24 protein-coding genes are annotated in these 25551 nt (G+C 66.6%); 9 read left to right on the top strand and 15 right to left on the bottom strand.

Translation table 11 applies throughout. The annotated features are described in order from the left end of the window. Nucleotides 1-140: 140 nt before the first annotated feature. Nucleotides 141-980: a pantoate--beta-alanine ligase gene (gene panC, locus ACO2Q5_RS12605; RefSeq protein ID WP_423291517.1), complete on the bottom strand. Its 840-nt coding sequence runs from the start codon at nt 978-980 to the stop codon at nt 141-143. Beyond that, a complete protein-coding gene (gene panB, locus ACO2Q5_RS12600; RefSeq protein WP_423291515.1) occupies nt 977-1813 on the bottom strand; it encodes a 3-methyl-2-oxobutanoate hydroxymethyltransferase in 837 nt (278 codons plus the stop codon). The genes panC and panB overlap by 4 nt, the downstream gene beginning before the upstream one ends. 176 nt (nt 1814-1989) lie before the next feature. On the opposite strand from panB, the gene ACO2Q5_RS12595 reads away from it, so the two are divergent. Further along, nucleotides 1990-2340: a cupin domain-containing protein gene (locus ACO2Q5_RS12595; protein WP_423291513.1), complete on the top strand. Its 351-nt coding sequence runs from the start codon at nt 1990-1992 to the stop codon at nt 2338-2340. Nucleotides 2341-2397: 57 nt separating this feature from the next. On the opposite strand, the gene ACO2Q5_RS12590 is transcribed toward ACO2Q5_RS12595, so the two are convergent. From ACO2Q5_RS12590 to ACO2Q5_RS12580, 3 genes are all read right to left on the bottom strand, one after another. Then, nucleotides 2398-3306, bottom strand: coding sequence for a L,D-transpeptidase (locus ACO2Q5_RS12590; RefSeq protein WP_423291511.1), 909 nt, complete (start codon nt 3304-3306; stop codon nt 2398-2400). A 289-nt stretch (nt 3307-3595) separates the two neighbouring features. Beyond that, nucleotides 3596-4825 carry a M24 family metallopeptidase gene (locus tag ACO2Q5_RS12585; protein WP_423291509.1) on the bottom strand — a complete coding sequence of 410 codons (1230 nt, stop codon included), beginning with the start codon at nt 4823-4825 and terminating at the stop codon, nt 3596-3598. A gap of 223 nt (nt 4826-5048) precedes the next feature. Further along, complete coding sequence (locus tag ACO2Q5_RS12580) at nt 5049-5747, bottom strand: SDR family oxidoreductase (protein WP_423291507.1); 699 nt, start codon at nt 5745-5747, stop codon at nt 5049-5051. 136 nt (nt 5748-5883) lie between these two features. On the opposite strand from ACO2Q5_RS12580, the gene ACO2Q5_RS12575 reads away from it, so the two are divergent. Beyond that, nucleotides 5884-6873 carry a P1 family peptidase gene (locus tag ACO2Q5_RS12575; RefSeq protein WP_423291505.1) on the top strand — a complete coding sequence of 330 codons (990 nt, stop codon included), beginning with the start codon at nt 5884-5886 and terminating at the stop codon, nt 6871-6873. On the opposite strand, the gene ACO2Q5_RS12570 is transcribed toward ACO2Q5_RS12575, so the two are convergent. From ACO2Q5_RS12570 to ACO2Q5_RS12540, 7 genes are all read right to left on the bottom strand, one after another. Beyond that, nucleotides 6874-7314: a molybdenum cofactor biosynthesis protein MoaE gene (locus ACO2Q5_RS12570; protein ID WP_423291503.1), complete on the bottom strand. Its 441-nt coding sequence runs from the start codon at nt 7312-7314 to the stop codon at nt 6874-6876. Between the two features lies 1 nt (nt 7315). Then, nucleotides 7316-7564 carry a molybdopterin converting factor subunit 1 gene (gene moaD / locus ACO2Q5_RS12565; protein WP_423291501.1) on the bottom strand — a complete coding sequence of 83 codons (249 nt, stop codon included), beginning with the start codon at nt 7562-7564 and terminating at the stop codon, nt 7316-7318. Then, nucleotides 7561-8226 carry a CDP-diacylglycerol--glycerol-3-phosphate 3-phosphatidyltransferase gene (gene pgsA / locus ACO2Q5_RS12560; protein WP_423291499.1) on the bottom strand — a complete coding sequence of 222 codons (666 nt, stop codon included), beginning with the start codon at nt 8224-8226 and terminating at the stop codon, nt 7561-7563. The genes moaD and pgsA overlap by 4 nt, the downstream gene beginning before the upstream one ends. Before the next feature lie 67 nt (nt 8227-8293). Beyond that, a complete protein-coding gene (locus ACO2Q5_RS12555; protein ID WP_423291497.1) occupies nt 8294-8851 on the bottom strand; it encodes a manganese efflux pump MntP family protein in 558 nt (185 codons plus the stop codon). A gap of 274 nt (nt 8852-9125) precedes the next feature. Next, complete coding sequence (gene uvrC, locus ACO2Q5_RS12550) at nt 9126-10979, bottom strand: excinuclease ABC subunit UvrC (protein WP_423291495.1); 1854 nt, start codon at nt 10977-10979, stop codon at nt 9126-9128. Between the two features lie 298 nt (nt 10980-11277). After that, nucleotides 11278-12051 (bottom strand): SDR family oxidoreductase, encoded by a 774-nt coding sequence (locus ACO2Q5_RS12545; protein ID WP_423291493.1) that lies wholly within the window; start codon nt 12049-12051, stop codon nt 11278-11280. Between the two features lie 171 nt (nt 12052-12222). Further along, entirely contained in the window at nt 12223-13014 is a 792-nt protein-coding gene (locus ACO2Q5_RS12540; protein WP_423291491.1) for a S49 family peptidase, read from the bottom strand. 61 nt (nt 13015-13075) lie between these two features. Here ACO2Q5_RS12540 and ACO2Q5_RS12535 point away from each other — a divergent pair, with 61 nt between their 5' ends. The 7 genes from ACO2Q5_RS12535 to ACO2Q5_RS12505 all read left to right on the top strand — a co-directional run bounded on the left by ACO2Q5_RS12535 (nt 13076) and on the right by ACO2Q5_RS12505 (nt 20145). Next, nucleotides 13076-13966, top strand: a complete 891-nt coding sequence (locus ACO2Q5_RS12535; protein WP_423291563.1) for a LysR family transcriptional regulator — start codon at nt 13076-13078, stop codon at nt 13964-13966. Between the two features lie 90 nt (nt 13967-14056). Next, nucleotides 14057-14524 carry a formate dehydrogenase subunit gamma gene (locus ACO2Q5_RS12530; RefSeq protein WP_423291489.1) on the top strand — a complete coding sequence of 156 codons (468 nt, stop codon included), beginning with the start codon at nt 14057-14059 and terminating at the stop codon, nt 14522-14524. Beyond that, a complete protein-coding gene (locus ACO2Q5_RS12525) occupies nt 14524-16050 on the top strand; it encodes a formate dehydrogenase beta subunit (protein ID WP_423291487.1) in 1527 nt (508 codons plus the stop codon). Before ACO2Q5_RS12530 ends, ACO2Q5_RS12525 begins: the two co-directional genes overlap by 1 nt. Continuing rightward, a complete protein-coding gene (locus ACO2Q5_RS12520; protein ID WP_423291485.1) occupies nt 16047-16256 on the top strand; it encodes a DUF4287 domain-containing protein in 210 nt (69 codons plus the stop codon). Before ACO2Q5_RS12525 ends, ACO2Q5_RS12520 begins: the two co-directional genes overlap by 4 nt. A gap of 1 nt (nt 16257) precedes the next feature. Further along, a complete protein-coding gene (fdhF, locus tag ACO2Q5_RS12515; protein ID WP_423291483.1) occupies nt 16258-19137 on the top strand; it encodes a formate dehydrogenase subunit alpha in 2880 nt (959 codons plus the stop codon). Further along, the gene (gene fdhD / locus ACO2Q5_RS12510) at nt 19137-19934 is read left to right on the top strand and encodes a formate dehydrogenase accessory sulfurtransferase FdhD (RefSeq protein WP_423291481.1); all 798 of its coding nucleotides are present in this window, start codon (nt 19137-19139) and stop codon (nt 19932-19934) included. The genes fdhF and fdhD overlap by 1 nt, the downstream gene beginning before the upstream one ends. Further along, entirely contained in the window at nt 19924-20145 is a 222-nt protein-coding gene (locus ACO2Q5_RS12505) for a formate dehydrogenase subunit delta (RefSeq protein WP_423291479.1), read from the top strand. The genes fdhD and ACO2Q5_RS12505 overlap by 11 nt, the downstream gene beginning before the upstream one ends. Here the strand turns inward: ACO2Q5_RS12505 and ACO2Q5_RS12500 are convergent. From ACO2Q5_RS12500 to ACO2Q5_RS12490, 3 genes are all read right to left on the bottom strand, one after another. Beyond that, on the bottom strand, nt 20123-20344 hold the full coding sequence (locus ACO2Q5_RS12500) for a hypothetical protein (protein ID WP_423291477.1): 222 nt from the start codon (nt 20342-20344) through the stop codon (nt 20123-20125). The two genes, ACO2Q5_RS12505 and ACO2Q5_RS12500, sit on opposite strands and share 23 nt — an antisense overlap. Nucleotides 20345-20441: 97 nt before the next feature. Continuing rightward, nucleotides 20442-21059, bottom strand: a complete 618-nt coding sequence (locus tag ACO2Q5_RS12495) for a 4'-phosphopantetheinyl transferase family protein (RefSeq protein ID WP_423291475.1) — start codon at nt 21057-21059, stop codon at nt 20442-20444. Further along, entirely contained in the window at nt 21052-25551 is a 4500-nt protein-coding gene (locus ACO2Q5_RS12490; protein WP_423291473.1) for a MupA/Atu3671 family FMN-dependent luciferase-like monooxygenase, read from the bottom strand. Before ACO2Q5_RS12490 ends, ACO2Q5_RS12495 begins: the two co-directional genes overlap by 8 nt.

Genomic DNA, 25551 nt, shown 5'->3' with positions numbered 1-25551 from the left:
GGCCTGCGGCCAACCGCCTCGGCGATGCCTCCGGCGGGGATACTTGTGCAAACTGGAAATGCAATTCCACTTTGTCCAAATATCCCGGGGGAGTCAGCCGGAACGGCTGACGGGGGCAGCGCCCCCGCTCTGCGGACGCGTCAAACCGGGATATTGTCGATCAGGCGCACCCCGTCCAGCCAGACCGCGGCCAGCATCCGGCGCGGGCGGCGGGGATCGTCCGAGGGCATCAGCGTCCCCGCGTCGCGCAGTTCGATATATTCCACCCGGTCGAAACCCGCAGCACGGACCGCCTCGGCCGCTTCGCGCAGCGCCATCCGGTCAGACTGGCCGGCACGGATATCGGTCGCGGCCGTGGTGATCGCATCATAAAGCACATGGGCGCGGGCACGGCCTTCCGGGGTCAGCCGGACATTGCGCGAGGACATGGCCAGCCCGTCGGCCTCGCGCACGGTTTCGCAACCGACAATCACCACCGGCAGGTTCAGGTCGCGGACCAGCTGCTGCACCACCTGCAGCTGCTGCCAGTCCTTCTGGCCGAAATAGCCGCGATGCGCCTCGGTCATGCCGAAAAGCTTGGTCACCACGGTTGCCACGCCGTCGAAATGACCGGGGCGCATCCGGCCCTCCAGCGGTTCGGACACGCCACCGACCGAGACATTGGTGGTAAACCCCTCGGGGTAGACCTCTTCCACCGGCGGGGCGAAGACCACATCCACCGGCACGGCGGACAGAAGTGCGGCATCCGCCTCCAGCGTGCGGGGGTATTTCTTCAGATCGTCGGGATTGTTGAACTGTTTGGGGTTCACGAAGATCGTGGTGATGACCCGCTCACATTCTGCCCGGGCGCGGCGGGCCAGCGACAGATGCCCGTCATGCAGCGCACCCATGGTGGGCACCACCCCCACCAGATCGCCCGCCGCGCGCCAGGCACGAACCTTCTGACGGAGATCGGCGACGGTCTGAACGATTTCGGTCATTTCGGGGCCTTTGCGGGCAGGACATCCGGGAAGGCATGTTCGGGCGCGGGGAAGGCGCGGGCGCGCACATCGGCGGCATAGGCGGCAATCGCCTCATCTGCGCTGCGGCCCAGTTCGGCATAGCGTTTCACGAACTTCGGGCGGAAATCGGTGAACAGGCCCAGCATGTCATCGACGACCAGCACCTGCCCGTCGCAGCGCACGCCCGCACCGATGCCGATGGTGGGGATGGTCAGCGCCTGCGTGACGCGCGCGGCCAATCCTTCGGGCACTTTTTCCAGCACCACGGAAAAGGCCCCTGCCGCCTCGACCGCGCGGGCGTCTTCCATCAGCTTTTCCGCCTCCTCGCCGCGGCCCACCACCTTGTAGCCGCCCAGCGTGTTCACCGCCTGCGGGGTCAGGCCGATATGGGCCATGACCGGTACGCCGCGTGCGGTCAGAAAGGCGATGGTCTCGGCCATATGGACGCCGCCTTCCAACTTGACCGCCGGGGCACCGGTTTCCGCCATCAGGCGGCTGGCATTGCGAAAGGCCTGCGCGGGGTTTTCCTCATAGCTGCCGAAGGGCATGTCGATGACCGGCATGGCCTTTTTCGCACCGCGCACCACAGCACGGCCATGGAGGATCATCATCTCCATCGTCACGCCGATGGTCGAGGGCAGGCCATGGATCACCATGCCCAGACTGTCGCCCACAAGGACCACGTCGCAATGCGCATCCACCAGCCGGGCCACCGGGGTGGTATAGGCGGTCAGCACCACGACGGGAGTGTTGCCCTTCATCGCCTTGATGTCCGGCGGAAGGACGGGTTTCAGGGATGTGCTGGCGCTCATTGGGCTGCCCCCCATTGCAGACCGGGTTTTCAGATTGCCCGGCATAAGGGCACAGCCGCGCCGCCTGCGCAAGATTTTTGCGCCGCGCCGCAGCAGGACGCAGGGATGTGTCATTCTGCGGGACTTGACCCGGCGGGAAGCCGTCTGCCCTATGGCGGCGTCCATAGGAGCATGACATGACCCATCCCCTGATCCTGCGCGTCACCCGAGACGGTGTGACGCCCACCATCGAAGGCCCCGCCCCCGAGGCAGTGGTCTCGGGCAATTCCGTCCATACGACCTGGAGCCTGGAGGAAACCGAGGACGGGTTGTATTCTGGCCTGTGGCAGGCCACGCCCGGCAAATGGCGGCTGACCTATGCGGAATGGGAATATGTCTACATCCACGAAGGCCATTCGATCCTGACCGATGCCGATGGCGTCGAGACGCATCTGAAGGCAGGCGACAGCTACATCATCCGCCCCGGCTATTCAGGAACGTGGGAGGTCGTGGAGACCACGCTGAAAGACTATGTCATCAAGACCTGAATGATGCAGGGCCGCGGCGCAGGCACGCCGCGGCCCTTTGCATGACGGGAAAAGCGCTCAGCCCGCGGCTTCCAGCGCGATTTCGGCCGGCAGCGGGCAGTTCTCGTCCGCGATGCCCTGATTGTGGCATTTGCGCAGCCGGGCGCGTTCGGCCTTTTCATCGGCACGGCGCTGTTCTTCGGTTTCACGGGCAATCCGGTCGGCTTCCTTCGCCTCGAATTCCGCGATGGCGACCAGATCCTTTTCCTTCTGGGCCACGTTTTCAGGTGTCGCGGGCACGATCCGGCCCCAGGCGTCGTCCATCCATGCCCCGTCGACGGCAAGGCTTTCCGCTTCGGTCCGGACCTTCACCTGCGCACCGGGGCCGACCCGGGTGTAAAGATCCAGGATGTCCTGATTGAACAGCCGGATGCAGCCCGCGCTGGTGGCCCGCCCGATGGAGGCCGGGTCGATGGTGCCATGGATGCGGAACATCGTGTCGCGCCCGCCGCGGTAGAGATAGAGCGCCCGCGCGCCGAGCGGGTTTTCCAGCCCGCCCGGCAGCCCCCCGGCATATTCGGCGTAAAGGTCGGGGCGGGTGCGGATCATATTGGCAGTGGGTGTCCAGCTGGGCCATTCCGCCTTGCGGCCGATATAGCCATTGCCGCGGAACGAGGTGCCCTCGCGCCCGACGGCGATGCCATAACGCACTGCCGTGCCGTCATCCTGCACAAGGTAGAGCTTGCGCGAATAGACATCGACCACGATCGTGCCCGGCGCATCGCCCGCGGTATAGGGCACGATGCTCTTGGTGTTGCCGTCGACCAGATATTTCGGATCGACCGCAGGGATCAGCCATTCGGCATCCTGCACCGCCTCATATCCGGGGACCGTGGGCGGCGGCTCTTCCACCTTGGGCTTGGCGGCACAGGCGGCCAGCGCAGGAACGAACAGCAGAGCGGCAAGATGCAGTCTGAGGCTTTTCACGATGAATCCCGGTTCCGTTCAGACGGTTATCCGCGCAACTTGCTCCTGTCTGCCCGGGGGAGGTCAAGCCCTTCCTTGACCAGATCGAACAAAAGACCCGTCCCGTGGCCGCCGGGCTGCCCCCGGTTCCGCCGCGCCGGAAGCGGCTGTCACAGATGACGTGGTGCGCGCGGAACAAGGCACAAGACCTGCGATCCGGTTGGAAATGCGCCTTAGCCGCCGTTCTGCCCCCTCCCCCGCAGCCATTGCATCGGAGGAGGGGTTTTCTCAGGACCGATTCGCGTCCGGATCAGCCGATAACGTTGAAACCGGGGCCGTAGGGATAGGCGGTGATATTCTCCGCCCCGTCTTCGGTGATGACCAGAATGTCATGCTCCCGGTAGCCGCCCGCACCGGGCTGGCCATCGGCGATGGTCAGCATCGGCTCCATCGAGATGACCATTCCGGGCTCCAGCACGGTGTCGATATCCTCGCGCAGTTCCAGCCCGGCCTCGCGGCCATAGTAATGCGACAAGACGCCGAAGCTGTGGCCATAGCCGAAGGTCCGGTATTGCAGCAGGTCGCGCTCGGCAAAGAAGGCATTCACCTTGTGGGTGACCTCAGAGCAGGAGGCGCCGGGTTTCAGCAGGCTCATCCCGTATTCATGGGCGGCGACATTGGCCTCCCAGATCTTCAGGCTGGCCGGGTCCACCTCGCCCGCGAACAGCGTCCGCTCCAGCGCGGTGTAATAGCCGCTGATCATCGGGAAACAGTTCAGCGACAGGATGTCCCCATGCTTCAGCGCGCGGTTCGTCACCGGGTTATGGGCGCCGTCGGTGTTCAGCCCGGACTGGAACCAGACCCATGTGTCACGGTATTCGGCATCCGGGAAGCGGCGGGCGATCTCGCGCTCCATCGCGTCGCGGCCGGCCATGGCAATCTCCAGCTCGGTCGCGCCGATGCGGATCGCGTCGCGGATGGCATAGCCGCCCACATCGGCCACATTGGCGCCGTGCTTGATCAGCGCGATCTCGGCCGCGGATTTGCGCATCCTTTGTTCCATCGTGCCGGGCGAGATATCCATGCCGCGCTTCGGCTTCAGGAAGGTGTTCAGCTTCTCGGCCCGCTCCATCGTCAGATGGTCGGCCTCGCAGCCGATGGCCTTGCCGGTGCCTGTGACGCTGGCCACCGCGCGCCAGTAATTGTCGCGCGTCCAGTCTGTGTAGGTGATGTTGTCGCCGATGCTGCGCCGCCACGGCTGACCCGCGTCGATGCCCGCGCTGATGGTGATGCAGTCCTCGGCCGTCACCACAGCCGCATAGGGCCGCCCGAACGAGCAGTAGAGGAAGCCCGCATAATAGGCCACATTGTGCATCGAGGTCAGCACGACGGCATCCAGGCCGTGCAGCTCCATCAGATCGCGCAGACCGGCCAGCCGGTCATGATATTCCTGATCCGCGAAAGGCAGCGCGTCCTTCTGGCCACCATTGTGGTAGCGGTACATCTGCGGTCGGTCGAGGTTCGGGCGGTCGAGTGTCATGGAAGACCCCTTCATATGGGGCCGCATGTCTGGCGGACCCCGAAAGGTCCCGGCGTTCAGGACGGACGCGGTATCCCGCGGGCATCGGGGCCTATGCCCCTGTGGCGACGCCATCGCCACGGCCTGCACCTGTTGTGCCGCGCACCGCGCCCCGGGGCAAGCCGGAACGCGACGCGAAGCGCGGGAAAGCGACCTCAGGCCGCCCCCGTTCAGACCGCCCCTCTCAGACCGACCGCGTGATCCCGCCGTCCACCCGCAGGTTTTGCCCGGTGATATAGCCCGCCCCGTCCGAGACGAGGAAGGCCACGGTGGCCGCGATCTCCTCGACATGGCCATAGCGGCCCATCGGGATGCGGTCCCTGAAATGCGCCTTTTCGGGCAGGCTGTCGATGAAGCCGGGCAGCACGTTGTTGATGCGGATGCCGTCTTTCGCATGGGCATCGGCATAAAGCTTGGTAAAGGCCGCCAGCCCCGCGCGGGCCACCGCGCTGGTCGGGAAGGCAGGGTCAGGTTCAAAGGTGGCGAAGGTGGTGATGTTCACGATGGCCCCTTTTCCTTGGGCCGCAAAGATGGGCGTCACCGCGCGGATCGGGCGGATGGCCGACAGGAAATAGATGTCGAACCCCTGATGCCATGCCTCATCGGTGATTTCTGCCACCGGCGCGCGGGGGCCGTGGCCTGCGCTGTTCACCAAGGCGTCGATCCGGCCCCAGCGATCCATCGTGGCATCGACAAGGCGCTGGATATCCTCGTTCGACTGGTTCGATCCGGTGACGCCCAGCCCGCCCAGTTCCTGCGCCAATGCCTCGCCCCGGCCCGAGCTGGACAGGATCGCCACCTTGTAACCCTCCGCCGCCAGCTTGCGCGCGGCCCCCGCCCCCATGCCGGAGCCCGCCGCCGTGATGATCGCCACCTTTTCCATGTTGTCCTCCTGCGCTGTTTGCCGCCAGCATAGGCAGAATGATCCGGGGCGGAAGGGGGCGGCGGCGCAAGGGGGGCTGTCTGCCCCCCACGGGCGCAAAGGGCGCCCTCCCCCCGAGGATATTTGAGGACAGAAAATGCGGGCGGGGCCAAGAAATCTGATCACCGATGTGGCGGGGCTGCGGGTCGGCAATGCCTCGGACCGGGCGTTGCGGTCGGGCGTGACGGTGCTGACGGCGGACCTGCCCTTCGTGGCGGCGATGCATGTGATGGGCGGCGCACCCGGCACGCGCGAGACCGATCTTCTGGCCCCCGACCGCATGGTCGAAGCGGTGGATGCGCTGGTGCTGTCCGGCGGGTCGGCCTTCGGGCTGGACGCCTGTTCGGGCGTGGCCGAAGGGCTGCGCGCCGCGGGGCGGGGCTTTGCCGTGGGGCCGGTGCGGGTGCCAATCGTGCCCGGTGCGATCCTGTTCGACCTTCTGAACGGCGGGGCGAAGGAGTGGGCAATCAATCCCTATGCCGGTCTGGGCCGTGCCGCGCTGGCGGCGGCAGGGGCGGATTTCCCGCTGGGCACCGCGGGGGCGGGCTATGGCGCGATGACGGGGCGGTGGAAGGGCGGCCTCGGCTCGGCCTCCGCCGTGCTGCCATCCGGCATCACCGTGGGCGCGCTGGTGGCGGTGAATGCGTTGGGATCCGTCACCGCAGGGGATGGGCCATGGTTCCATGCCGCCCCGTGGGAGGAAGGGGCGGAATTCGGTGGGCTCGGCCCCGCGCCGCGCCTGCCGCCCGAGGATGCCCCGCTGCCGCGCAAACGGATGGGAGAGGCCACGACCATCGCCGTGGTGGCGACCGATGCGCGGCTGACCAAGGCGCAGGCGCAGCGGATGGCGGTGGCGGCGCATGACGGAATGGCGCGGTCTATCGTGCCCTCGCACACACCCCTGGACGGCGATCTGGTCTTTGCCGCCGCAACCGGCGCGCGTGAGATGGCGGAGCCGGTGACGGACGGATTCCAGATCGGCCATGCCGCGGCGACCTGTCTGGCGCGGGCGATTGCACGGGCAGTGTTCCTGGCCAGGCCGCAGCCGGGCGATCTGCAACCGGCCTGGGCCAGCCGCTTCGGCTGATCACCAACGGGTCAGCGCGTCCTCGTCACTGTCTTTGGCCGCGACCCAGACCGCCCCATCGGCGCCGGTCTCTTTCTTCCAGAACGGAGCGCGGGATTTCAGCCAGTCCATCAGGAACTCCGCCGCTTCGAAGGCCGCGGCGCGGTGGCGGGCGGCGGTGGCGACCATCATGATCGGCTCACCCGGGCGCAGGGTGCCGTGGCGGTGGATCACCAGCACATCCGTCAGCGACCAGCGGGCGGCGGCCTTTTCGACATAGGCCCGGATCGCGCGTTCGGTCATGCCGGGATAATGCTCGATCTCCATAGACGAAAGCGTGCCGCCCTCGTCCCGCACCAGCCCGGTAAAGGTGACCACGGCCCCCGCCCCGCCTGCGCCCGCGGCAAAAGCAGCAGTCTCGGCGCCGATGTCGAAGGGTTGGGCCTGAACGGAAACCCGCATCTCAGCCACCGGTCATCGGCGGAAAGAACGCCACCTCGCGCACGCCCGCCAAGGGAGCCGAGAAATCCGCCAGTTCCTGATCCAGTGCGACGCGCAGGCTGGCGGTATCGGCAAAGGCATAGGCGTGGTCTTCGTCCCGCGCGCGCAGTTCGTCGATCAGGTCGGCCACGGTGGCGGCCTGCGTCTCCACCCGTTCGCGCGGCAGGCCCACCCGCTCGCGCACCCAAGCGAAGTAGAGCACCTCGATCATTTCTCGTCCCGCAGATGCGGCAGGGCCTTGATGAAATATTCCAGCCCGGTGATCGCGGTCAGCAGGGCGGCGAACCAGATCAGCCAAAGCCCGATCAGATTGGCGAAAGAGGCGCAGTCGCGGCGGCCGCAGCCCAGAATGGGCTCTGCCGCGCCGTCCACCACCGCCTGCGCATATTGCTCGGGCGTCATGCCATGCATGGCCACGCCGTTCAGATATTCCAGCCCGGTGCCCAGAAACAGCGCGGCAATCGCCACCATCTGCGCCGTGGTCTTGATCTTGGCCAACCGGGTGACCTTCAGCAGCCCGGCCTTCGCCCCCAGAAATTCGCGCAGGCCGGAGACGAAGACCTCACGGAACAGGATCACCGTCGCCGGCAGGATCAGCCAGGGTGTCATGCCGTTGTAGCCGGTGATGACCATGATCGCGATCAGCACCATGGCCTTGTCGGCGATCGGGTCCATCATGGCGCCGAACTTCGATTCCTGCTTCCACAGCCGGGCCAGATAGCCGTCGAACCAGTCGGTGATGGCAGCCCCGATGAACAGCGTCAGCGCGAACCAGTCCGCCCAGGGCCGCTGGAAATACAGGAACATCACCGCCACGCCGGGCGCGGCCAGCAACCGAAGAACCGTCAGCGTATTCGGGATCGTCCATTTCATGTGCAAAGTCGTAACCGATGCCGCCGGAAGGGGGAAGGGGCTGGCTGCCGCATCTTTGCCGCGGCGGTCAGCCTGCGGTCAGATGGTCGACAAGGATCATCAGCCCCAGCCCGGCCAGTGCAATGCCGCCCAAGCCCTCGGCCCAGCGGCCGAAGCGCAGCCCGACCAGCCGTCCCGCCAGAATGCCTGCCGCGCTCATCACCGTGGTGGCAAGGCCGATGGCCAGCGCAATGATCACGATATTGACCTCCAGAAACGCCAGCGACACGCCGACCGCCATCGCGTCGATGGATGTGCCCACGGCCGTGGCGATCAGCGCCCAGCCTCCGGGCGGCGGCGCGGACTCTTCCTTTGCGCGCAAAGCCTGCATCAGCATCCGCCCCCCGACCGCCGCCAGAAGACCGAAAGCGATCCAGTGATCCACCTGCTGCACATATTGCGAAGCGACAACGCCCATGGCCCAGCCGATCAGCGGCGTCAGCGCCTCGATCACGCCGAACAGGAGGCCGGTGCGCAGGGCAAGGCCGAAACCCGGACGCCGGTGCTGCGCCCCCCGGCCCAGCGACGCGATGAAGGCATCGACAGACATGCTGACGGCGATCACGCCGATAGAGATCGGAGACATTTCATCCTCACACAGGGGCAGGCCGGACGGCACCGGGACCCCGCCCGCAGGGCCCCTCCGTCACGGTCTTGCAAGGCCCGAAGGCTGGCGCGCCACGCGGGACATCGCCCGCGAGAATGTTGACACGCCTCCGCTGCCGGTCAGGTGGCGGTTGCTACTCCCCGATGGGCGGGGGATAGGCCGCCGGACCGGCCCCGTCAAGACAGAATTCTGAAATTTCCTATAATAATCATATAGATAATACTGAGACGCATTTGCATTTGCAACTGCGCCATCAGTCCCGGTGAAAGAAGTTGTAGACCGTCTCGGCCATGGCTTCGGAAATGCCGTCCACCGCCATCAGGTCGGGCAGGGCCGCGCGGCTGACCGCCTTGGCGCTGCCGAAATGCGCCAGAAGCGCGCGTTTGCGCGCGGCACCGATCCCCGGGATTTCATCCAGCGGCGTGGCGCCCACGGTCTTCGCGCGTTTCGCCCGGTGGGCGCCGTTGGCCCAGCGGTGCGCCTCGTCCCGCAGGCGCTGGATGAAATAGAGCACCGGATCGTTCCGCTGCAGCGCCTTCACCGGCAGGCCCTGACGGTGGAATTCCTCCTTGCCGTGGTCGCGATCGATGCCCTTGGCCACACCGATCACCTGCACCTCATCCACGCCCAGTTCCGCCAAAATCCCCTCGACGGCCGAGACCTGCCCGGCGCCGCCGTCGATCAGCAGAAGGTCGGGCCAGCTGTCGGACTTGCGGTCGGGATCTTCCTTCAGCAGACGCTCGAACCGGCGCATCAGCACCTCGCGCATCATGCCAAAGTCGTCGCCCGCGGCGCCCGCTTCGCCCTTGATGTTGAACTTGCGATACTGGCCCTTCAGGAACCCCTCCGGCCCCGAGACCACCATGCCCCCCACGGCATGGGCGCCCTGAATATGCGCGTTGTCATAAACCTCGATCCGGCGCAGCGGGCCGTCCAGATCGAAGGCTTCGGCCAGACCTTCCAGAAGCCGGTTCTGCGTGGCGCTTTCCGACATGCGGCGGGCCAGGCTTTCGCGGGCGTTGCGGGTGGCGTTTTCCACCAGCTCGGCCTTTTCCCCCCGCTGCGGCACCGCAAGCTCCACCTTGCGGCCCGCGCGGTCCGACAGGGCCTCGGCCACCAGATCGGGGTCTTCCAAGGGGTGGGACAGGAGAATCAGCCGGGGCGGTTCCTTGTCGTCGTAGAACTGGGTCAGGAAGGCCTGCAGGATTTCCGGCTCTTCCGCGCCCGATCCGGTCTTGGGATAGAAGTCGCGGTTGCCCCAGCTCTGGTTCGCGCGGATGAAGAAGACCTGCACACAGGCCTGCCCGTGATCCAGATGCACGGCCACCACATCCGCCTCGGTCACGCCGCGGGGATTGATGCCCTGCGCCGTCTGCACCGCGGTCAGCGCCTTGATCCGGTCGCGCAGGGCGGCGGCGCGCTCGAACTCCATCTCATCGCTGGCGGTCTGCATCTGCGCGGCCAACGTGGCCTGAACGGCGGTAGATTTACCCTGCAAAAACCGCTCGGCATCGGACACCAGATCGGCATAGGCCAGCTCGCTGACCTTGCCCACGCAGGGCGCGCTGCACCGTTTGATCTGATATTGCAGGCAGGGCCGGGTCCGGGCAGCGAACATGCTGTCGGAACAGTTCCGCAGCAGGAACACCTTTTGCAACTGGTTCAGCGTGCGGTTCACTGCGCCCGCACTGGCGAAGGGGCCGAAATAGGCGCCCTTCTCCTTCTTCGCGCCGCGATGCTTCTTGATCTGGGGAAAGGCATGTTCCTTGCCGATCAGGATGTTCGGGAACGATTTGTCGTCCCGCATCAGCACATTGTAGCGCGGCTTCAGCTGCTTGACGAGGTTCTGCTCCAGAAGAAGCGCCTCCACCTCAGTCCGGGTGGAGAGGAACATCATCGAATGCGTCTCGTGGATCATCCGGGCGATCCGCGCCGAATGCTGCCCCGGCCGGGCATAGTTCGACACCCTCGCCTTCAGGTTGCGCGCCTTGCCGACATACAGCACCTCGGCCGCGGCATTCAGCATGCGGTAAACCCCCGGCGAGGAGTCCAGCGTGCGGAGGTAATCTGCGATCACCTCATATCCGGTGGCGGGGCGTTGGGTCATTCCGAAAGACGGGTCCTGAAGATCGCGATTCTGGGGCGGGGGCTGCAATGAACCACGCCCGGGGGCAAGAGGGAAGAAGTCCACCGTTTCTGTGGATAAGTTTGCGGAGAAGATTTCGCCAAGGCGGAATTTTCCTTGTTTTCGGCCCCTCTCCGCAAAGCGCCCAAAAAACAGGCAGTATTGCAAGGCATTGATTCATAAAGAAAGAAAAATTAACGCCTCGCAAATCCCTGAGAAATCAGACCCTTACGTCACAGCCTTGTTACAACTTGGGCCGCGGTGGACAACTTGCATGCCGTCACTCGCGTCCCAGCACATCCGGGGTGCGCCAGGCCAGATGCTGGCCACCGTCCACGGCGATCATCTGACCCGTCACGGCGGGGCTGTGCAGGAAGAAACGCAGGGCCGCCACGATGTCTTTTTCCCCCGCACCCCGGCCCAGAATGGTGGCCGCGCGCTGCCGGGTGAAATGGTCCTCCGGCTGGCGCGCGCCGCGCAGGGTGGGGCCGGGGCCGATGGCATTCACCCGGATGTGCGGAGCCAGCCCCTGCGCCGCCGTCTGCGTCAGCGCCCAAAGGCCCATCTTGGCGATGGTATAAGTGGAAAACTCCGGCGTGGGCTTCCAGATGCGCTGGTCGATCATATTGACGATCAGGCCCTGCGCCACCGGCTCTCCGGCGTCATCCGTCACCGCGGGCGGGCATTGGCGGGCGAAGGCCTGGGTCAGCACATAGGGCGCCCGCAGGTTGGACCCGATATGCCGGTCCCAGCTTTCCCGCGTGGCAGTGTCGATCCGGTCATATTCAAAGATCGAGGCATTGTTGACCAGCACGGTCAGCGGGCCAAGCGCCGCCACGGCCTGCGGGACCAGCGCCGCCGTCTCCTCCTCATCCAGAAGGTCCGCGCGCAGGGTCACCGCCCGGCGGCCCATGGCGCGCACCTGATCGGCCACCGCCTCGGCCTCATCGGCAGAGGTGGCGTAATGCACGGCCACGTCATGCCCGGCCTCGGCCAGAGACAGCGCCATCGCCCGGCCCAGACGGCGCCCGGCGCCGGTGACCAGCGCGGTCATGCCTTCTTCCCGCAGGCGCAGGGACCACGCCCGATCCGGGGCCGCCCGCAGGACGGGCATTTGGCAGCACCCCGCCCCAACCGGGCCGAGGCGCCGGGGAACATGAGCTTGCCGATCATCCCCACCAGAACCATGGCGCAGAGAAAGACGATGACGATTTTCCAGAGCATCCTAAAGCCCGTAGCGGGCCCAGAGGGCGCGCTCCTCAAGAGTGGACAGGGCGGTGTCGGCGGCCGCGAGGCCGAAGCGCGCCAGCAGGCCGCGTTTGGGCGACAGCGGCAGAAGCCGCACCTTGTCCCCGTACAGCGCCTGCAATTTGGGTTTCAGATGGGCCACGCCGTCGGCCAGCCCCAGCTCCACCGCCCGCGCGCCGATCCAGATATCGGCGTTGAACAGATCCGCCCCTTCTGTCAGCCGAGCACCGCGGCGGGCCTTCACATGGGCGATGAAGGTGTCGTGCAGCGGGGTCAGCAGCGCGCGGATACGGGCCACATCCTCTTCGGTCTGCGGGCGGAACGGATCGGCAAAGCTTTTCGACCGGCCCGCGGTATGGATCCGGCGTTCGATCCCGTGCTGTTCCATCAGCCCGGTGAAGCCGAACCCGGCAGAGATCACCCCGATGGAGCCGACGATGGAACTGGCATCAACCCAGATATCATCCGCCGCACAGGCCAGCCAATAGCCGCCCGAGGCCGCCACATCCTCGACAAAGGCATGGACCGGGATGCCCTTCTCCTCGGCCAGCCGACGGATGCGCCCCGCGATCAGGCTGGATTGCGCGGGTGATCCGCCGGGGGAGTTGATGACCAGCGCCACCGCCGCCGGTTTGGCGCGGAACGCCTTTTCAATCAGCGGGGCCAGGCCAGCATCATTCAGCCCGCGGCCCGAGGCGGCGATCTGCCCCTGCAGGCGGATCACCGGAACAAGGGGGGGCTTTTTCAGAAAGGGGATAAAGCGGCGCATGCGACATAGCTAAGCACAGTGCCCCTTGCGGGCAAGGACCCGTCGCGCCACCTTGGCCGCCATGATCGACAAGTTGCAGATGTTCATCGCCCTTGCCCGCGAGAGGCACTTTGGCCGTGCGGCCGAAGCCTGCGGCATCACGCAACCCTCGCTCTCCTCCGGCATCCGCCAGCTGGAGGAACAGCTGGGCGTGCAGCTGGTGCATCGCGGCAGCCGGTTTCAGGGCCTGACGCCCGAAGGCCAGCGGGTGCTGGACCGCGCGCTGCGGATCGTGGGCGATGTGCGCGCCCTGCGCGACGAGATGCGGGCCGCCCGCTCCGGCCTGTCCGGGCACCTGCGGATCGGCGTCATCCCGACCGCGCTGCCGATGGTGGCCGATCTGACCCGGCCTTTTCTGGACCGGCATCCGAATGTCTCGCTGTCGATCCTGTCACGCACTTCGGTCGAGATTCTCGCGGGGATCGAAAGCCTCGATCTGGATGCAGGCATCACCTATCTGGACAATGAACCCCTGGGCCGGGTGTCACAAGTGCCGCTTTATGCGGAATTCTATCGTTTCGTCTGCGCGCCCTTCAGCGAATATGCCGGGCGCGACCGGATCACCTGGGCCGAGGCGGCGCAGGCGCCGTTGTGCCTCTTGTCCAGCGACATGCAAAACCGGCGGATCGTCAACCAGCATCTGGTCGAGACGGGGGGCAATACCGCACCCACGGTCGAATCGAACTCGACCATCGTGCTGATCAGCCATGTGCAGACCGGGGCCTGGGCCTCGATCGTGCCGAAGCGGCTGGCCGACATGTTCACCGGCGGCGGGCGGCTGGTCTCTGTCCCGTTGGTGGAACCGGAGGCCGAGCATCTGGTCGGGCTGATCACCGCGCGGCGCGAACCGCAGACGCCGGTGCTGACCGCCCTGATGGACGAGGCGCAGCGCCTGTCGAGATCCCCGGCTTGATAGGCGTTCCCTATTGATCAACGGGCAATTCGGATTGATACGCCTATTATTCGGGCTAAACTTGGACGCGCTAGCCAAGGGTTGCCCGCAATGCTCGATACCGTCGATATGCTCGCGCGTGTGCGCGAAATCCTGGAAGACCATCGCACCACGGAGGGGGCGCTTCTGCCCATCCTGCATGATGTGCAGGCGGCTTTCGGTTACATTCCCGAAGGTGCGCTGCCTGTCATTGCAGAGGCGCTGACGATCTCGCGGGCCGAAGCCTATGGCGTGATGACCTTCTACCACGATTTCCGCGAAAGACCCGCGGGGCGGCATGTGCTGAAACTGTGCCGGGCTGAGGCATGCCAGGCCGTCGGGGCCGAGGGGATTGCCGCCCATGCCTGCGAAAAGCTGGGACTGGACTGGCACGAAACGGGCGCCGACGGCCGTGTCACGCTGGAGCCGGTGTTCTGCCTTGGCCTTTGCGCCTCTGGTCCCGCCGCAATGGTGGATGGCAAGCTGGTCGCCCGGCTGGACCGCGAAAAGCTGGACAAGATCATCGAGGGGTTGCGTTGATGCGGATTTACGTTCCCCTTGATGCCGCCGCCCGTGCCCTTGGCGCCGATGAGGTGGCAGAGGCCATCGCGCATGAAGCCGCGGCCCGCGGTCTGGATGTCACGCTGGTGCGCAACGGCAGCCGCGGCATGCTCTGGCTGGAGCCGCTGGTCGAGGTGGTCACAGATCTGGGCCGTCTGGCCTTTGGCCCGATGGAGCCCGCGGATGTGCCCGCGCTGTTCGATGACCTGACCGCCCATCCCAAGGCGCTTGGCCTGACCGAGGAACTGCCGTGGATGCTGCGCCAGACCCGGCTGACCTTTGCCCGTGTCGGCGTGATCGACCCGCTGAGCCTTGCGGAATACGAACTGCACCATGGGCTGAAAGGCCTGCGCCGCGCGCTGGAGATGACTCCCGCCGATGTGGTGAAGGAAGTCACCGATTCCGGCCTGCGCGGACGCGGCGGCGCGGGGTTCCCGACCGGCATCAAATGGAAGACCGTGCATGATGCGCCGGGCCCGCAGAAATACATCGTCTGCAATGCCGATGAAGGCGACAGTGCCACCTTTGCCGACCGCATGCTGATGGAAGGCGACCCCTTCACCCTGATCGAGGGCATGGCGATTGCCGGCATCGCCGTGGGGGCGACCCGGGGTTACATCTACACCCGGTCCGAATATCCCGATGCGATCAGCCAGATGACGAAGGCCATCGAGATCGCGCGCCGCGCCGGTGTCCTTGGCGCCTCGGTCCTCGGCTCCTCCCACGCCTTCGACATGGAGGTGCGCGTCGGTGCCGGTGCCTATGTCTGCGGCGAGGAGACCAGCCTGCTGAACAGCCTTGAGGGCAAGCGCGGCGTGGTTCGCGCCAAACCGCCCCTGCCGGCGCTTCAGGGTTTCATGGGCCGGCCCACGGTGGTGAACAACGTAATCTCGCTGGCCTCGGTCCCGGTGATCATGGACCGCGGGGCGGCCTTCTACCGCAACTTCGGCATGGGCCGGTCGCACGGCACCATGGCGCTGCAGCTGGCCGGAAATGTCCGCTATGGCGGGCTGTTCGAAACCGCCTTCGGCCTGACCCTGGGCGAGATTGTCAACGACATCGGCGGCGGCGCGGCCAGTGGCCGCCCGGTCAAGGCGGTGCAGGTGGGCGGCCCCCTGGGCGCCTGGTTCCCCCCCGCGCTGTTCGACACGCCTTTCACCTATGAAGACTTTGCCGCAAAGGGCGGGCTGATCGGCCATGCCGGGCTGACCCTCGCCGATGACAGCGTGGACATGCTGCGGATGGCGCGCTTTGCGATGGAGTTCTGCGCCATCGAAAGCTGCGGCAAATGCACCCCCTGCCGCATCGGTGCCGTCCGCGGGGTCGAGACGCTGGACCGCATCCACCGCGGCGACACTGCGGCCATCCCGCTGCTGACCGATCTGTGCGAGACGATGAAATCCGGCTCGCTCTGCGCGCTTGGCGGCTTCACCCCCTATCCGGTGATGTCCGCCCTGACCCATTTCCCCGACGATTTCGCCCGCGCGAAAGAGGCCGCGGAATGAGCGAACCTGTCAAAGGCCCCGCCTCATACTTCCCTTCGATCGAGGCGAAATACGGCCAGCCGGTGCAACACTGGCTGGACCTGATCGCCGGTCAGACAGGCCAGCCCCATATGAAGATCGTGGGCTGGCTGAAGGAAACCCACGGTCTTGGCCACGGCCACGCCAATGCGCTGGTTGCCCATGCGCTTCGCCAGAAGGATGCCTGAGATGAAAGACTTCATCATCCCCGACCGTGACTTCGGCACCCCTGCCGCGAAATCGAAGCAGATGGTCACGCTGACCATCGACGGGTTCGACGTGACGGTGCCCGAAGGCACCAGCATCATGCGCGCGGCAGCGGAACTGGGCATTTCGGTGCCGAAGCTCTGCGCGACGGACAGTGTCGATGCCTTCGGTTCGTGCCGGTTGTGTCTGGTGGAGATCGAGGGGCGGAACGGCACTCCGGCCAGCTGTACCACTCCGGTTGCGGCGGGGCTGAAGGTGCACACCCAGACCGGCAAGCTGAAGCAGCTGCGCCGCGGGGTGATGGAGCTTTACATCTCGGACCACCCGCTGGACTGCCTGACCTGCGCTGCCAATGGTGATTGCGAGTTGCAGGACATGGCGGGCGCCGTGGGCCTGCGCGATGTGCGCTATGAAGCGGAAGCCACCCATTTCAAGGCAAAAAACACCAGCGGCGAGGCCAATCCCGAATGGCTGCCCAAGGATGATTCCAATCCCTATTTCACCTATGATCCGGCCAAGTGCATCGTCTGCAGCCGCTGCGTCCGCGCCTGCGAAGAGGTGCAGGGCACCTTCGCGCTGACCATCTCGGGCCGGGGCTTCGACAGCCGCGTCCATGCGGGGGCCAAGAACGATACCTTCCTGTCGTCCGATTGTGTCAGCTGCGGCGCCTGCGTGCAGGCCTGCCCCACCGCCACCCTGACCGAAAAGTCGGTCATCGAGATCGGCACGCCGGACCGCGCCGTGATCACCACCTGCGCCTATTGCGGCGTCGGCTGCCAGTTCAAGGCCGAGATGCGCGGCGACGAACTGGTGCGGATGGTGCCCTACAAACATGGCAAGGCCAACCGCGGCCATTCCTGCGTGAAGGGCCGCTTCGCCTATGGCTATGCCAGCCACAAGGACCGCATCCTGAACCCGATGATCCGGGATTCGATCAACGATCCGTGGAAAGAAGTGTCCTGGGCCGAGGCGATGGAATTCGCCGCCGCCCGGATGACGGCCATCCAGCAGAAATACGGCCGTCAGTCGGTAGGGGTGATCACCTCCTCGCGCTGCACCAATGAGGAAACCTATCTGGTTCAGAAGCTGACCCGCGCGGTCTTCATGAACAACAACACCGACACCTGCGCGCGGGTCTGCCATTCGCCCACCGGCTATGGCCTGGGCCAAACCTATGGCACCAGCGCAGGCACGCAGGATTTTGACTCGGTCGAAGCGGCCGATGTCATTCTGGTCATCGGCGCCAACCCGCATTCCGGCCACCCGGTTTTTGCCAGCCGGATGAAGAAACGGCTGCGGCAGGGGGCAAAGCTGATCGTGGTCGACCCGCGGCGCACCGAAAGCGTGGAAGGCCCACATTACCGTGCGGCCCATCACCTTGCGCTGAAGCCCGGCACCAATGTCGCCATCGTCACCGCGCTGGCCCATGTGATCGTGACCGAAAAGCTGTATGACGAAGCCTTCATCCGCACCCGCTGCGACTGGGATGAATTCCAGGATTACGCCGAATTCATCGCAGATCCGCGCCACGCGCCCGAGGCGGTGGAGCTGCTGACCGGCGTGCCCGCAGCCGAGGTGCGCGGCGCAGCCCGGCTTTACGCCAAGGGCGGCAATGCGGCGATTTACTACGGCCTTGGCGTGACCGAGCATTCGCAGGGTTCCACCACCGTCATCGGCATTGCCAACCTTGCCATGCTGACCGGCAACATCGGCCGGGCGGGCGTGGGGGTGAACCCGCTGCGGGGGCAGAACAACGTGCAGGGCTCCTGCGACATGGGGTCCTTCCCGCATGAGCTGCCGGGCTATCGCCATGTGAAACTGCCCGAGGCGCGGGCGATCTTTGAAAAGGCCTGGGGCGTGACCATCGACCCGGAGCCGGGCCTGCGCATCCCCAACATGCTGGATGCCGCGGTCGAGGGCAGCTTCAAGGGCCTCTATTGCCAGGGGGAGGACATCCTGCAATCCGACCCCGACACCCATCACGTCGCCGCCGGTCTGGCCGCGATGGAATGCGTGATCGTCCATGACCTGTTCCTGAACGAGACGGCGAATTACGCGCATGTGTTCTTCCCCGGCTCGTCCTTCCTGGAAAAGGACGGAACCTTCACCAATGCCGAACGCCGGATCAACCGCGTGCGCAAGGTGATGGCGCCGAAACAGGGCTATGCCGACTGGGAGGTCACCCAGATGTTTGCCAAGGCCATGGGCGCGGACTGGGGCTATACCCACCCGGCCCAGATCATGGATGAAATCGCGCTGACCACGCCCTCTTTCGCAGGTGTCAGCTATGACAAGCTGGAGGAGCTGGGCTCGGTCCAGTGGCCCTGCAACGAAAAGGCGCCCGAGGGCACGCCGATGATGCATATCGACGGATTTGTCCGCGGCAAGGGCAAGTTCATCCGCACCGAATATGTGGCGACGGATGAAAAGACCGGCCCGCGCTTCCCGCTTCTGCTGACCACGGGGCGCATCCTCAGCCAATATAACGTGGGCGCGCAGACCCGGCGCACGGCGAATGTGGTCTGGCATGATCAGGATGTGCTGGAAATCCATCCGCATGACGCCGAAACCCGCGGCGTCCGTCAGGGGGACTGGGTGCGTCTGGCCAGCCGGGCGGGGGAAACCTCGCTCCGGGCCGAGGTGACGGACCGCGTGTCGCCCGGCGTGGTCTACACCACCTTCCACCACCCCGACACGCAGGCCAATGTCATCACCACCGATTTCAGCGACTGGGCGACCAACTGCCCGGAATACAAGGTGACGGCGGTGCAGGTCAGCCCCTCGAACGGCCCCAGCCAGTGGCAGGAGGATTATGCCGAACAGGCCCGCCTGTCGCGCCGCATCCTGCCCGCGGCCGAGTGATGCAGGGCGCGCGGCCCCTGCCCCGGCTGGCGTTCGGGGCCGGGATTTCCCCCGGAGAGCGGGTGCTGCCCGAGGAAACCGCCGTCGCGCTGTCCTTCAACGTCAGCACGCAGGCGGTGATGATGGCAACGCCCGCCGATCTGGAGGATTTCGCCTATGGCTTTGCCCTGACCGAGGGCATCGCCACCCCCGCTGAGATTGAGGCGGTCGAGGTGGCGCGGGGCCCGCGCGGGATCGACGTGCAGACTTGGCTGGTCCCCGCGGCCGAGGCGCGTCTGGCCACCCGGCGGCGGACCATGGCCGGTCCCGTGGGCTGCGGTCTCTGCGGGATCGATTCCATCGAACAGGCCCTGCGCGACCTGCCGCCGGTTCCGGTCAGCCCGTTCCGCCTGACACCCGCACAGGTTATGGCTGCGGTGGCGGCCCTGCCTGCCGGGCAGCCGCTGCATGATGCCACCCGCGCCGCGCATTGCGCGGGCTTCTGGTCCGCGGGCCAACTGGTCACGCGCGAGGACGTCGGCCGCCACAATGCGCTGGACAAACTGGCCGGCCATCTGGTGCGCCAGCCACCCGTGACGGGTGCAATCGTGCTGACCAGCCGCGTGTCGATCGACATGGTGCAAAAGGTGGCGGCCCTGCGTCAGCCGGTGCTGATCGCCGTCTCAGCCCCCACAGCCGATGCGGTGGCGCTGGCCGAGGCGCTGAACATCACCCTGATCGCACTGGCCCGCCCCGACAGGTTTGAGCTTTTCACCCATTCCGACCGTATTGCCGCAGAGGTGCCGCATGTCCGCTGACAAGATCATCCGCATGGCGAACCAGATCTCGAAATTCATGGAATCCAAACCCCATGACGAAGGTGTCACGGGGCTGGCCAACCACATCAATGACTTTTGGGAACCGCGGATGCGGCGTCAGTTCTTTGATCTGCTGGATGGCGGGGCCGATGGCTTCCGCCCGCTGGTGGTCGAGGCGGCGGCGAAAATCAGGCGCCCTCTGCCTGCCTGACATGGCGCCAATGGCCGGGCCCGGTGACCCGGACCAGCCGCAGCCATGTGAAAAGCCCGGTGAACAGACCCGCCGCCGCCAGCAGCGCGGCCACGATCAGCTGCGCGTCCTCCGCCGGCGCCGCCGTCAACGCCAGATAGCCGAAGGCCCAGAACCCGGACCAGCTGACCACGCACAGGATTGCGATCAGTTTCTTCATCGTCTTTTCCCCTCTGCCGGCAGGGCCGGCTCTCCTCAGGGGAAAGGATAGCGCGGAAATCCGGGCTGTCGCGACAAATCGTCGCTGCGATGCGGCATCAGAGCCAGGCCGCCGCCAGCAGAAACCCGCCCGACCGCGCAAGACGGCCCTGCAGCACATGGCCCGCCGCAAACGGCCCGGTCTCTTCGCGGAATGTGGCGGTGAACCCCTCGGGACCCGCCCGCAGGATCAGCCTGTCAAAGCCGAACAGCATCCGGCTCAGCGCATATTGGGCCTTATAGGCAGCCTCTTTCGCGCAGAAGGCCACCAGCGCCGGATTGGCGGGATCGGCGACCTCATCCTCTGGCAAGAGCACCAGATTGTGGATCTGGGGGTCCAGCGGGCGATCCGGTTCAAGATCCAGCCCAAGGCCGCGCATGCCCACGGAAACGGCGGCAAGGCAGGCCCCGTCGCAATGGGTGATAGTGCCCGCGACGCCCGCGGGCCAAACCGGCGCACGGTCCTGCCCCTGCGGGATCGCCACCGCGGGCAGGCCCAGCTGCGCCAGCGCCTGCCGCGCTGCATGGCGCCCGGCCGAAAATTCGGCCCGGCGCTTCGGCACCATGCCCGCGGTCTCCTCCCCCGGTATCAACGGATGCAGCACCCGGGGGTCGGCGGCCGCCACGGCACAACCCGGCGGCAGAAGCCCCCGGGCCAAGGCCGCCAGATCAGGCATCCACGCCCCGCCGCGCCAGACGCATCGCCCGCCGCCGCTCCATCGCATCGGCAAGACTGTCACCCTGCGGCGCGCCGGAGGCCACGAAGGGCTGCGGCGCCACCGGCACCGGCTTTGGCACCTTCGGCCCGTCGATATGGGCGGCCAGCTGCGCCAGCACGGGGAAGCGGAAGATGTCGGTGATCGACACTTTCGTCGCGCCCAAGGTATCGCGGATTTCCCGGTGGGCCTGCACCGCCAGCAGCGAATGGCCGCCAAGGGCAAAGAAATTGTCCTTGGCGCCCACCTTCGGCACGCCCAGCACCTTTTGCCAGATCGCGGCCAGCTGCGCCTCCACCCCTTCGACCGGGGCTTCGAACGACACCGGCGCGGGCGCGGCGGCCATGGGCGCGGGCAGCGCCTTGCGGTCGACCTTGCGGTTCGGCGTCAGGGGGAAGCTGTCCAGCCGCACGAAATGCGCGGGCACCATATGTTCGGGCAGTTCAGTCGCCAGCGCGGCACGCAGGGCCGGTTCATAGGCGGCGCCGGTGACATAGGCCACCAGCCGCAGGTCGCCGGGGCTGTCCTCGCGCGCCATGACCACCGCCTGCGTCACGCCGGGCTGGCGTTCCAGCACGGATTCAATCTCTCCCAACTCGATCCGATACCCGCGCAGTTTGACCTGATGATCGGCCCGGCCGATGAAATCCACCTTGCCATCGGCGCGCAGGCGCACAAGGTCGCCCGTGCGATACATCCGGCCCGGATGGAACGGGTTGGCCTTGAACCGCTCCTCCGTCAGATCGGGCCGCTGCCAGTAGCCGCGGGTCACGCCCTCTCCCCCGATCCAAAGCTCACCCTCCACGCCCGGCGGCACGGGTTCGCCCGCCTCGTCCAGCACATACATCTGCTGGTTCACCAAAGCGCGGCCGATATTTGAAATAGGTTCGACCGTGCCCACCTCCTCGACCGAGGACCAGATCGTGGTTTCGGTCGGGCCATACATGTTCAGCAGACGCCCCACCCCGGCCTTGCGCAGATCCTGCACCAAGGCACCGGGCAAAGCCTCGCCCCCCACCATCATGGTCTGCACGCGCGACAGGGCCATCCGGCTGTCGTCGTTCATGGCGATCATGCGCGCCATCGACGGGGTGCATTGCAGATGCGTCACCCCATGGCGCAGGATCTGCGCGGCGATCGAGAAGTCGTCGTCTTCCACCCCGCCCCCGGCATTGGCGCGGCGCACCACCTCGGCCAGCGGATAGAAACCCTCCAGCACCTTTTCTACCGCGATGCCGTAGTCGATCAGGCAGGCCACTTCGGAAACGCCGATCCGCTTCAGCTGCTCCACCCGGGCCAGCGCATCTTCGACCGTGCCGAACAGGCCCGAGTCTTCGAAATAGCGCTGGAAGGCGAAGTCGAGGATGGCGTCATTCTCCTCTGTGCTCAGCGTCCGCAGGTCGATGTCCATCGGATTGGTCACGCCCGCGGGTTTCTTGAAAGCCGGGAAGGCCCAGGCATATTGCTTCACCAGCCCCACGGCGGCGGCGAGATAGGCCTTCATCGGCCCTTCGGCCACGCGGCGCACCTGTTCGCGGTCGCGGCCCACATAGGTGTGCAGCATCAGGGTCACGATCCCGGTCTCGGGGTCGTGGCCTGCCTTGGCCCGCGCCTCACGGTAGATGCGGATCTTGCCTTCGACCTCGGCCACCGATTGGCCCAGAAGGTGGGTCAGCACATTGGCCCCCATCTCGCCCGCCTCACGCCACGTCTCGGGGTTGCCTGCCGTGGTCACCCAGAGCGGCAGTTCCGCCGACACCGGGCGGGGCTGCGTCACCACGGTGAACATGCTGCCGTCGGCCTTGGGGAACTCCACCCCCTCGCCCCGCCACAACCGGCGGACCTGATCGGCGGCCTCATACATGGCCTTCTTGTTGGCAGGCGGGGTGTTTTCCGGACGCAGCACGAAATCTTCTGGCTGCCAGCCCGAGGCGATGGCAATCCCGGCCCGACCGTTGGTCAGGTTGTCGATCACCGCCCATTCCTCGGCGATCCGGGCGGGATGGTGCAGCGGCACCACGCAGGACCCCGCGCGCACCGCCACATTGCGGGTGACCGCGGCCACCGCGGCGCCCGTCACCGACGGGTTCGGATAGGGTCCGCCAAAGGCGTGAAAGTGCCGCTCCGGCGTCCAGACCGCCACAAAGCCGTGCGTATCGGCAAAACGGGCGCCTTCCAGCAGCAGCTCATATTTCTTGGGGCCCGCGCCATCGTCATTGCCCCAGTAGTAGATGGAGAAATCCATCTTCTTTTCACTGGCGATCCGGCCCGAGGAGACCAGCGCCCGGTTTTCATCGGAGGAGATCACCACCTTGAACCCGCGGGCCAGCGTCCAGAACAGCTCCAGCACGGAAATGTCGAAGGACAGCGAGGTGACGGCCAGCCAGACGCCCGGCTGTGGGCCGATCCGGTCATCCATGCCCACGAAGAAGTTCACCACATTGCGGTTTTCGACCATCACCCCCTTGGGCCGCCCGGTCGATCCGCTGGTGTAGATCATATAGGCCACATCCTGCGGCGTGACGCCGGTTTCCGGATTGGTCGCAGGCGCCGCGGCCAGCCGCCCGTCGGTATCCAGTTCCAGCAGCTGCACATGGCCCGGCATCCGGGCCGCAAGCTCGGATTGGGTCACGATGACCGGGCAGGCGCTGTCCTCGGCGAAGAGGGCCAGCCGCTCGGCCGGATAGGCCGGGTCCATCGGCACATAGGCGCCGCCCGCCTTCTGGATCGCCAGCGCACCGACGACCAGATCAAGGCTGCGGCGGGTGGACAGCCCGACCAGCGTGCCGGGCGTGACGCCCATGGCGATCAGCACATGCGCCGCCCGGTTCGCCCGGGCATTCAACTGGGCATAGCTCAGAGTCGTGCCTTCAAAGGCGATGGCAGGCGCATCGGGGGTGCGCGCCACCTGCGCCTCAAACGCAGTATGGACCATCAGCCCGCGGTCGTGCTCGCGCGCGGTGGCGTTCCAGCGGTTCAGCACCTCCTCCCGTTCGGCGGGGGTGAGGGCGGGAATGTCCGTAAGCGGCGTTTCCGGCGCGCGGGTGACGATCTGGTCCGCCACATGGGCGATCCGCGCGGCCAGAGCCTGCGCCTGATCCGGCGCGATCCGGCCCGCATCGTAAAGCAACGCCGCGGGCGTCAGCGTGATCACGCTGCCCGCCACCGGGCCGATTTCGGACAAGGCCAAGGGCGGCGTCTGCAGCGCGGCCAAGGTGGTGTCGCGCGTCATCAGATCAAGGGGCCAGCCGGTCGCCGGACGGGCCAGCGCCTGTTCCACCGTGGCCAGAGCAGCGCCCACGGGGCCGGAAGTCAGCCGCAGCGGCTCCCATACGGCCAGATAGCCGGGCAGGCCGGGCGCGGCGCGCGCCACATCCCCCGCCTCGGCCCCAAGGGCACGCAGGGTAGCCAGCGCGAGCACCGGAAGCGCGCCAGAAAGCGCCACCTGCCGCCAGTCCGCAGGACCGGAGGCGGTGCCCGGCAACACCAGCGGGGACAGCGCGGCCAGTGCCTTGCGCTGCGCGCCGTCGCGCGGCGCTTGTGCGGCATGGGCGGCAGTCAGGCGCGCGGCCTCATCGGCCGTCAGCGCGGGCAGCGTGGTCTCGGTCAGGGTCGAGGGGCAAACGGGCAGGCCCTTCACCTGACAGGTCAGCCGGTTCAGCCGCACCGCGCCGGTGCCGCAGGCGACCACCAGCCCCTCGGGCGTGGCGGAGAGGACCGTGCCGGGCGCGCCCGAACCCTCGGCCAGGTCAGCGGTGCCTACGTTCAGCACCCGGGTCCCGGTGTCGATCTTCGCCGTGGTCAGCGGGTTCCAGTAGCGGCCGTGATCCAGCGCGCGGACCAGCCGCACCACACCCTCGGCGGGTTGCGCAAAGTCGATCCGGCCAAAGGCTGCGGGCCGGTCCGACCGCAGATGCAGCTGCCGCGGGCCACTGTCTTGCGCGCGCGGTTGCACCCCGGCCTCGATCTGCGCCACCACCGCGGGAAAGCTCTCCAGCCCGGCCTCGAAGCAGCGGGTGTTCAGGGTCAGTGCCGTTTCGCCCGGCGCAATGTCGAACCGGCGCTCTTCCAGCACCCGGCCCTCATCCACGCCGCCTTCGATCAGGTGCCATGTCACGCCATGCTGCGCCTCACCCGCCAGCAGCGCCCAGACCGGCGCATTCAGCCCGGCATGGGCGGGCAACGGCCCGTCGTGGAAGTTCACCGCCCCCTGCGACGCACGGGCCAGCACCTCCGGCCGCAGCACGGTCAGGTTCGCCACCGAAAACAGCCAGTCCACCGCCGGAAGACCGGCGCCATAGGGCAGGACGGTCAGGCCGCGCCCCTCGGCCCAGCGGCGCACCTCGGCCGCATGGGTGACCACTGCGGAAATCCGGTGGCCGCGGGCCAGCAGGATCTCTCCGCACTGGCTGGTCAGGGTTTCATTGCCGAAGAGAAGGGCCGTAATCGTCAT

The sequence above is a fragment of the Neotabrizicola sp. VNH66 genome (genome assembly GCF_049445895.1).
In the GTDB taxonomy this organism is placed as follows: Bacteria; Pseudomonadota; Alphaproteobacteria; order Rhodobacterales; family Rhodobacteraceae; genus Pseudogemmobacter.
Note: the sequence above shows the minus strand (reverse complement) of the source record. Positions and strands in the feature narration are given on the sequence as shown.

Coding starts and splice junctions, on each gene's coding strand:
- ACO2Q5_RS12535 (WP_423291563.1), top strand. CDS start 13,076: ATGATCGACAAGTTGCAGATGTTCATCGCCCTTGCCCGCGAGAGGCAC.
- ACO2Q5_RS12555 (WP_423291497.1), bottom strand. CDS start 8,851: ATGTCTCCGATCTCTATCGGCGTGATCGCCGTCAGCATGTCTGTCGAT.
- ACO2Q5_RS12530 (WP_423291489.1), top strand. CDS start 14,057: ATGCTCGATACCGTCGATATGCTCGCGCGTGTGCGCGAAATCCTGGAA.
- fdhF (WP_423291483.1), top strand. CDS start 16,258: ATGAAAGACTTCATCATCCCCGACCGTGACTTCGGCACCCCTGCCGCG.
- fdhD (WP_423291481.1), top strand. CDS start 19,137: ATGCAGGGCGCGCGGCCCCTGCCCCGGCTGGCGTTCGGGGCCGGGATT.
- ACO2Q5_RS12540 (WP_423291491.1), bottom strand. CDS start 13,014: ATGCGCCGCTTTATCCCCTTTCTGAAAAAGCCCCCCCTTGTTCCGGTG.
- ACO2Q5_RS12580 (WP_423291507.1), bottom strand. CDS start 5,747: ATGGAAAAGGTGGCGATCATCACGGCGGCGGGCTCCGGCATGGGGGCG.
- ACO2Q5_RS12545 (WP_423291493.1), bottom strand. CDS start 12,051: ATGACCGCGCTGGTCACCGGCGCCGGGCGCCGTCTGGGCCGGGCGATG.
- moaD (WP_423291501.1), bottom strand. CDS start 7,564: ATGATCGAGGTGCTCTACTTCGCTTGGGTGCGCGAGCGGGTGGGCCTG.
- uvrC (WP_423291495.1), bottom strand. CDS start 10,979: ATGACCCAACGCCCCGCCACCGGATATGAGGTGATCGCAGATTACCTC.
- ACO2Q5_RS12495 (WP_423291475.1), bottom strand. CDS start 21,059: ATGCCTGATCTGGCGGCCTTGGCCCGGGGGCTTCTGCCGCCGGGTTGT.
- panB (WP_423291515.1), bottom strand. CDS start 1,813: ATGAGCGCCAGCACATCCCTGAAACCCGTCCTTCCGCCGGACATCAAG.
- ACO2Q5_RS12595 (WP_423291513.1), top strand. CDS start 1,990: ATGACCCATCCCCTGATCCTGCGCGTCACCCGAGACGGTGTGACGCCC.
- pgsA (WP_423291499.1), bottom strand. CDS start 8,226: ATGAAATGGACGATCCCGAATACGCTGACGGTTCTTCGGTTGCTGGCC.
- ACO2Q5_RS12505 (WP_423291479.1), top strand. CDS start 19,924: ATGTCCGCTGACAAGATCATCCGCATGGCGAACCAGATCTCGAAATTC.
- panC (WP_423291517.1), bottom strand. CDS start 980: ATGACCGAAATCGTTCAGACCGTCGCCGATCTCCGTCAGAAGGTTCGT.
- ACO2Q5_RS12585 (WP_423291509.1), bottom strand. CDS start 4,825: ATGACACTCGACCGCCCGAACCTCGACCGACCGCAGATGTACCGCTAC.
- ACO2Q5_RS12490 (WP_423291473.1), bottom strand. CDS start 25,551: ATGACGATTACGGCCCTTCTCTTCGGCAATGAAACCCTGACCAGCCAG.
- ACO2Q5_RS12525 (WP_423291487.1), top strand. CDS start 14,524: ATGCGGATTTACGTTCCCCTTGATGCCGCCGCCCGTGCCCTTGGCGCC.
- ACO2Q5_RS12575 (WP_423291505.1), top strand. CDS start 5,884: ATGCGGGCGGGGCCAAGAAATCTGATCACCGATGTGGCGGGGCTGCGG.
- ACO2Q5_RS12500 (WP_423291477.1), bottom strand. CDS start 20,344: ATGAAGAAACTGATCGCAATCCTGTGCGTGGTCAGCTGGTCCGGGTTC.
- ACO2Q5_RS12570 (WP_423291503.1), bottom strand. CDS start 7,314: ATGCGGGTTTCCGTTCAGGCCCAACCCTTCGACATCGGCGCCGAGACT.
- ACO2Q5_RS12520 (WP_423291485.1), top strand. CDS start 16,047: ATGAGCGAACCTGTCAAAGGCCCCGCCTCATACTTCCCTTCGATCGAG.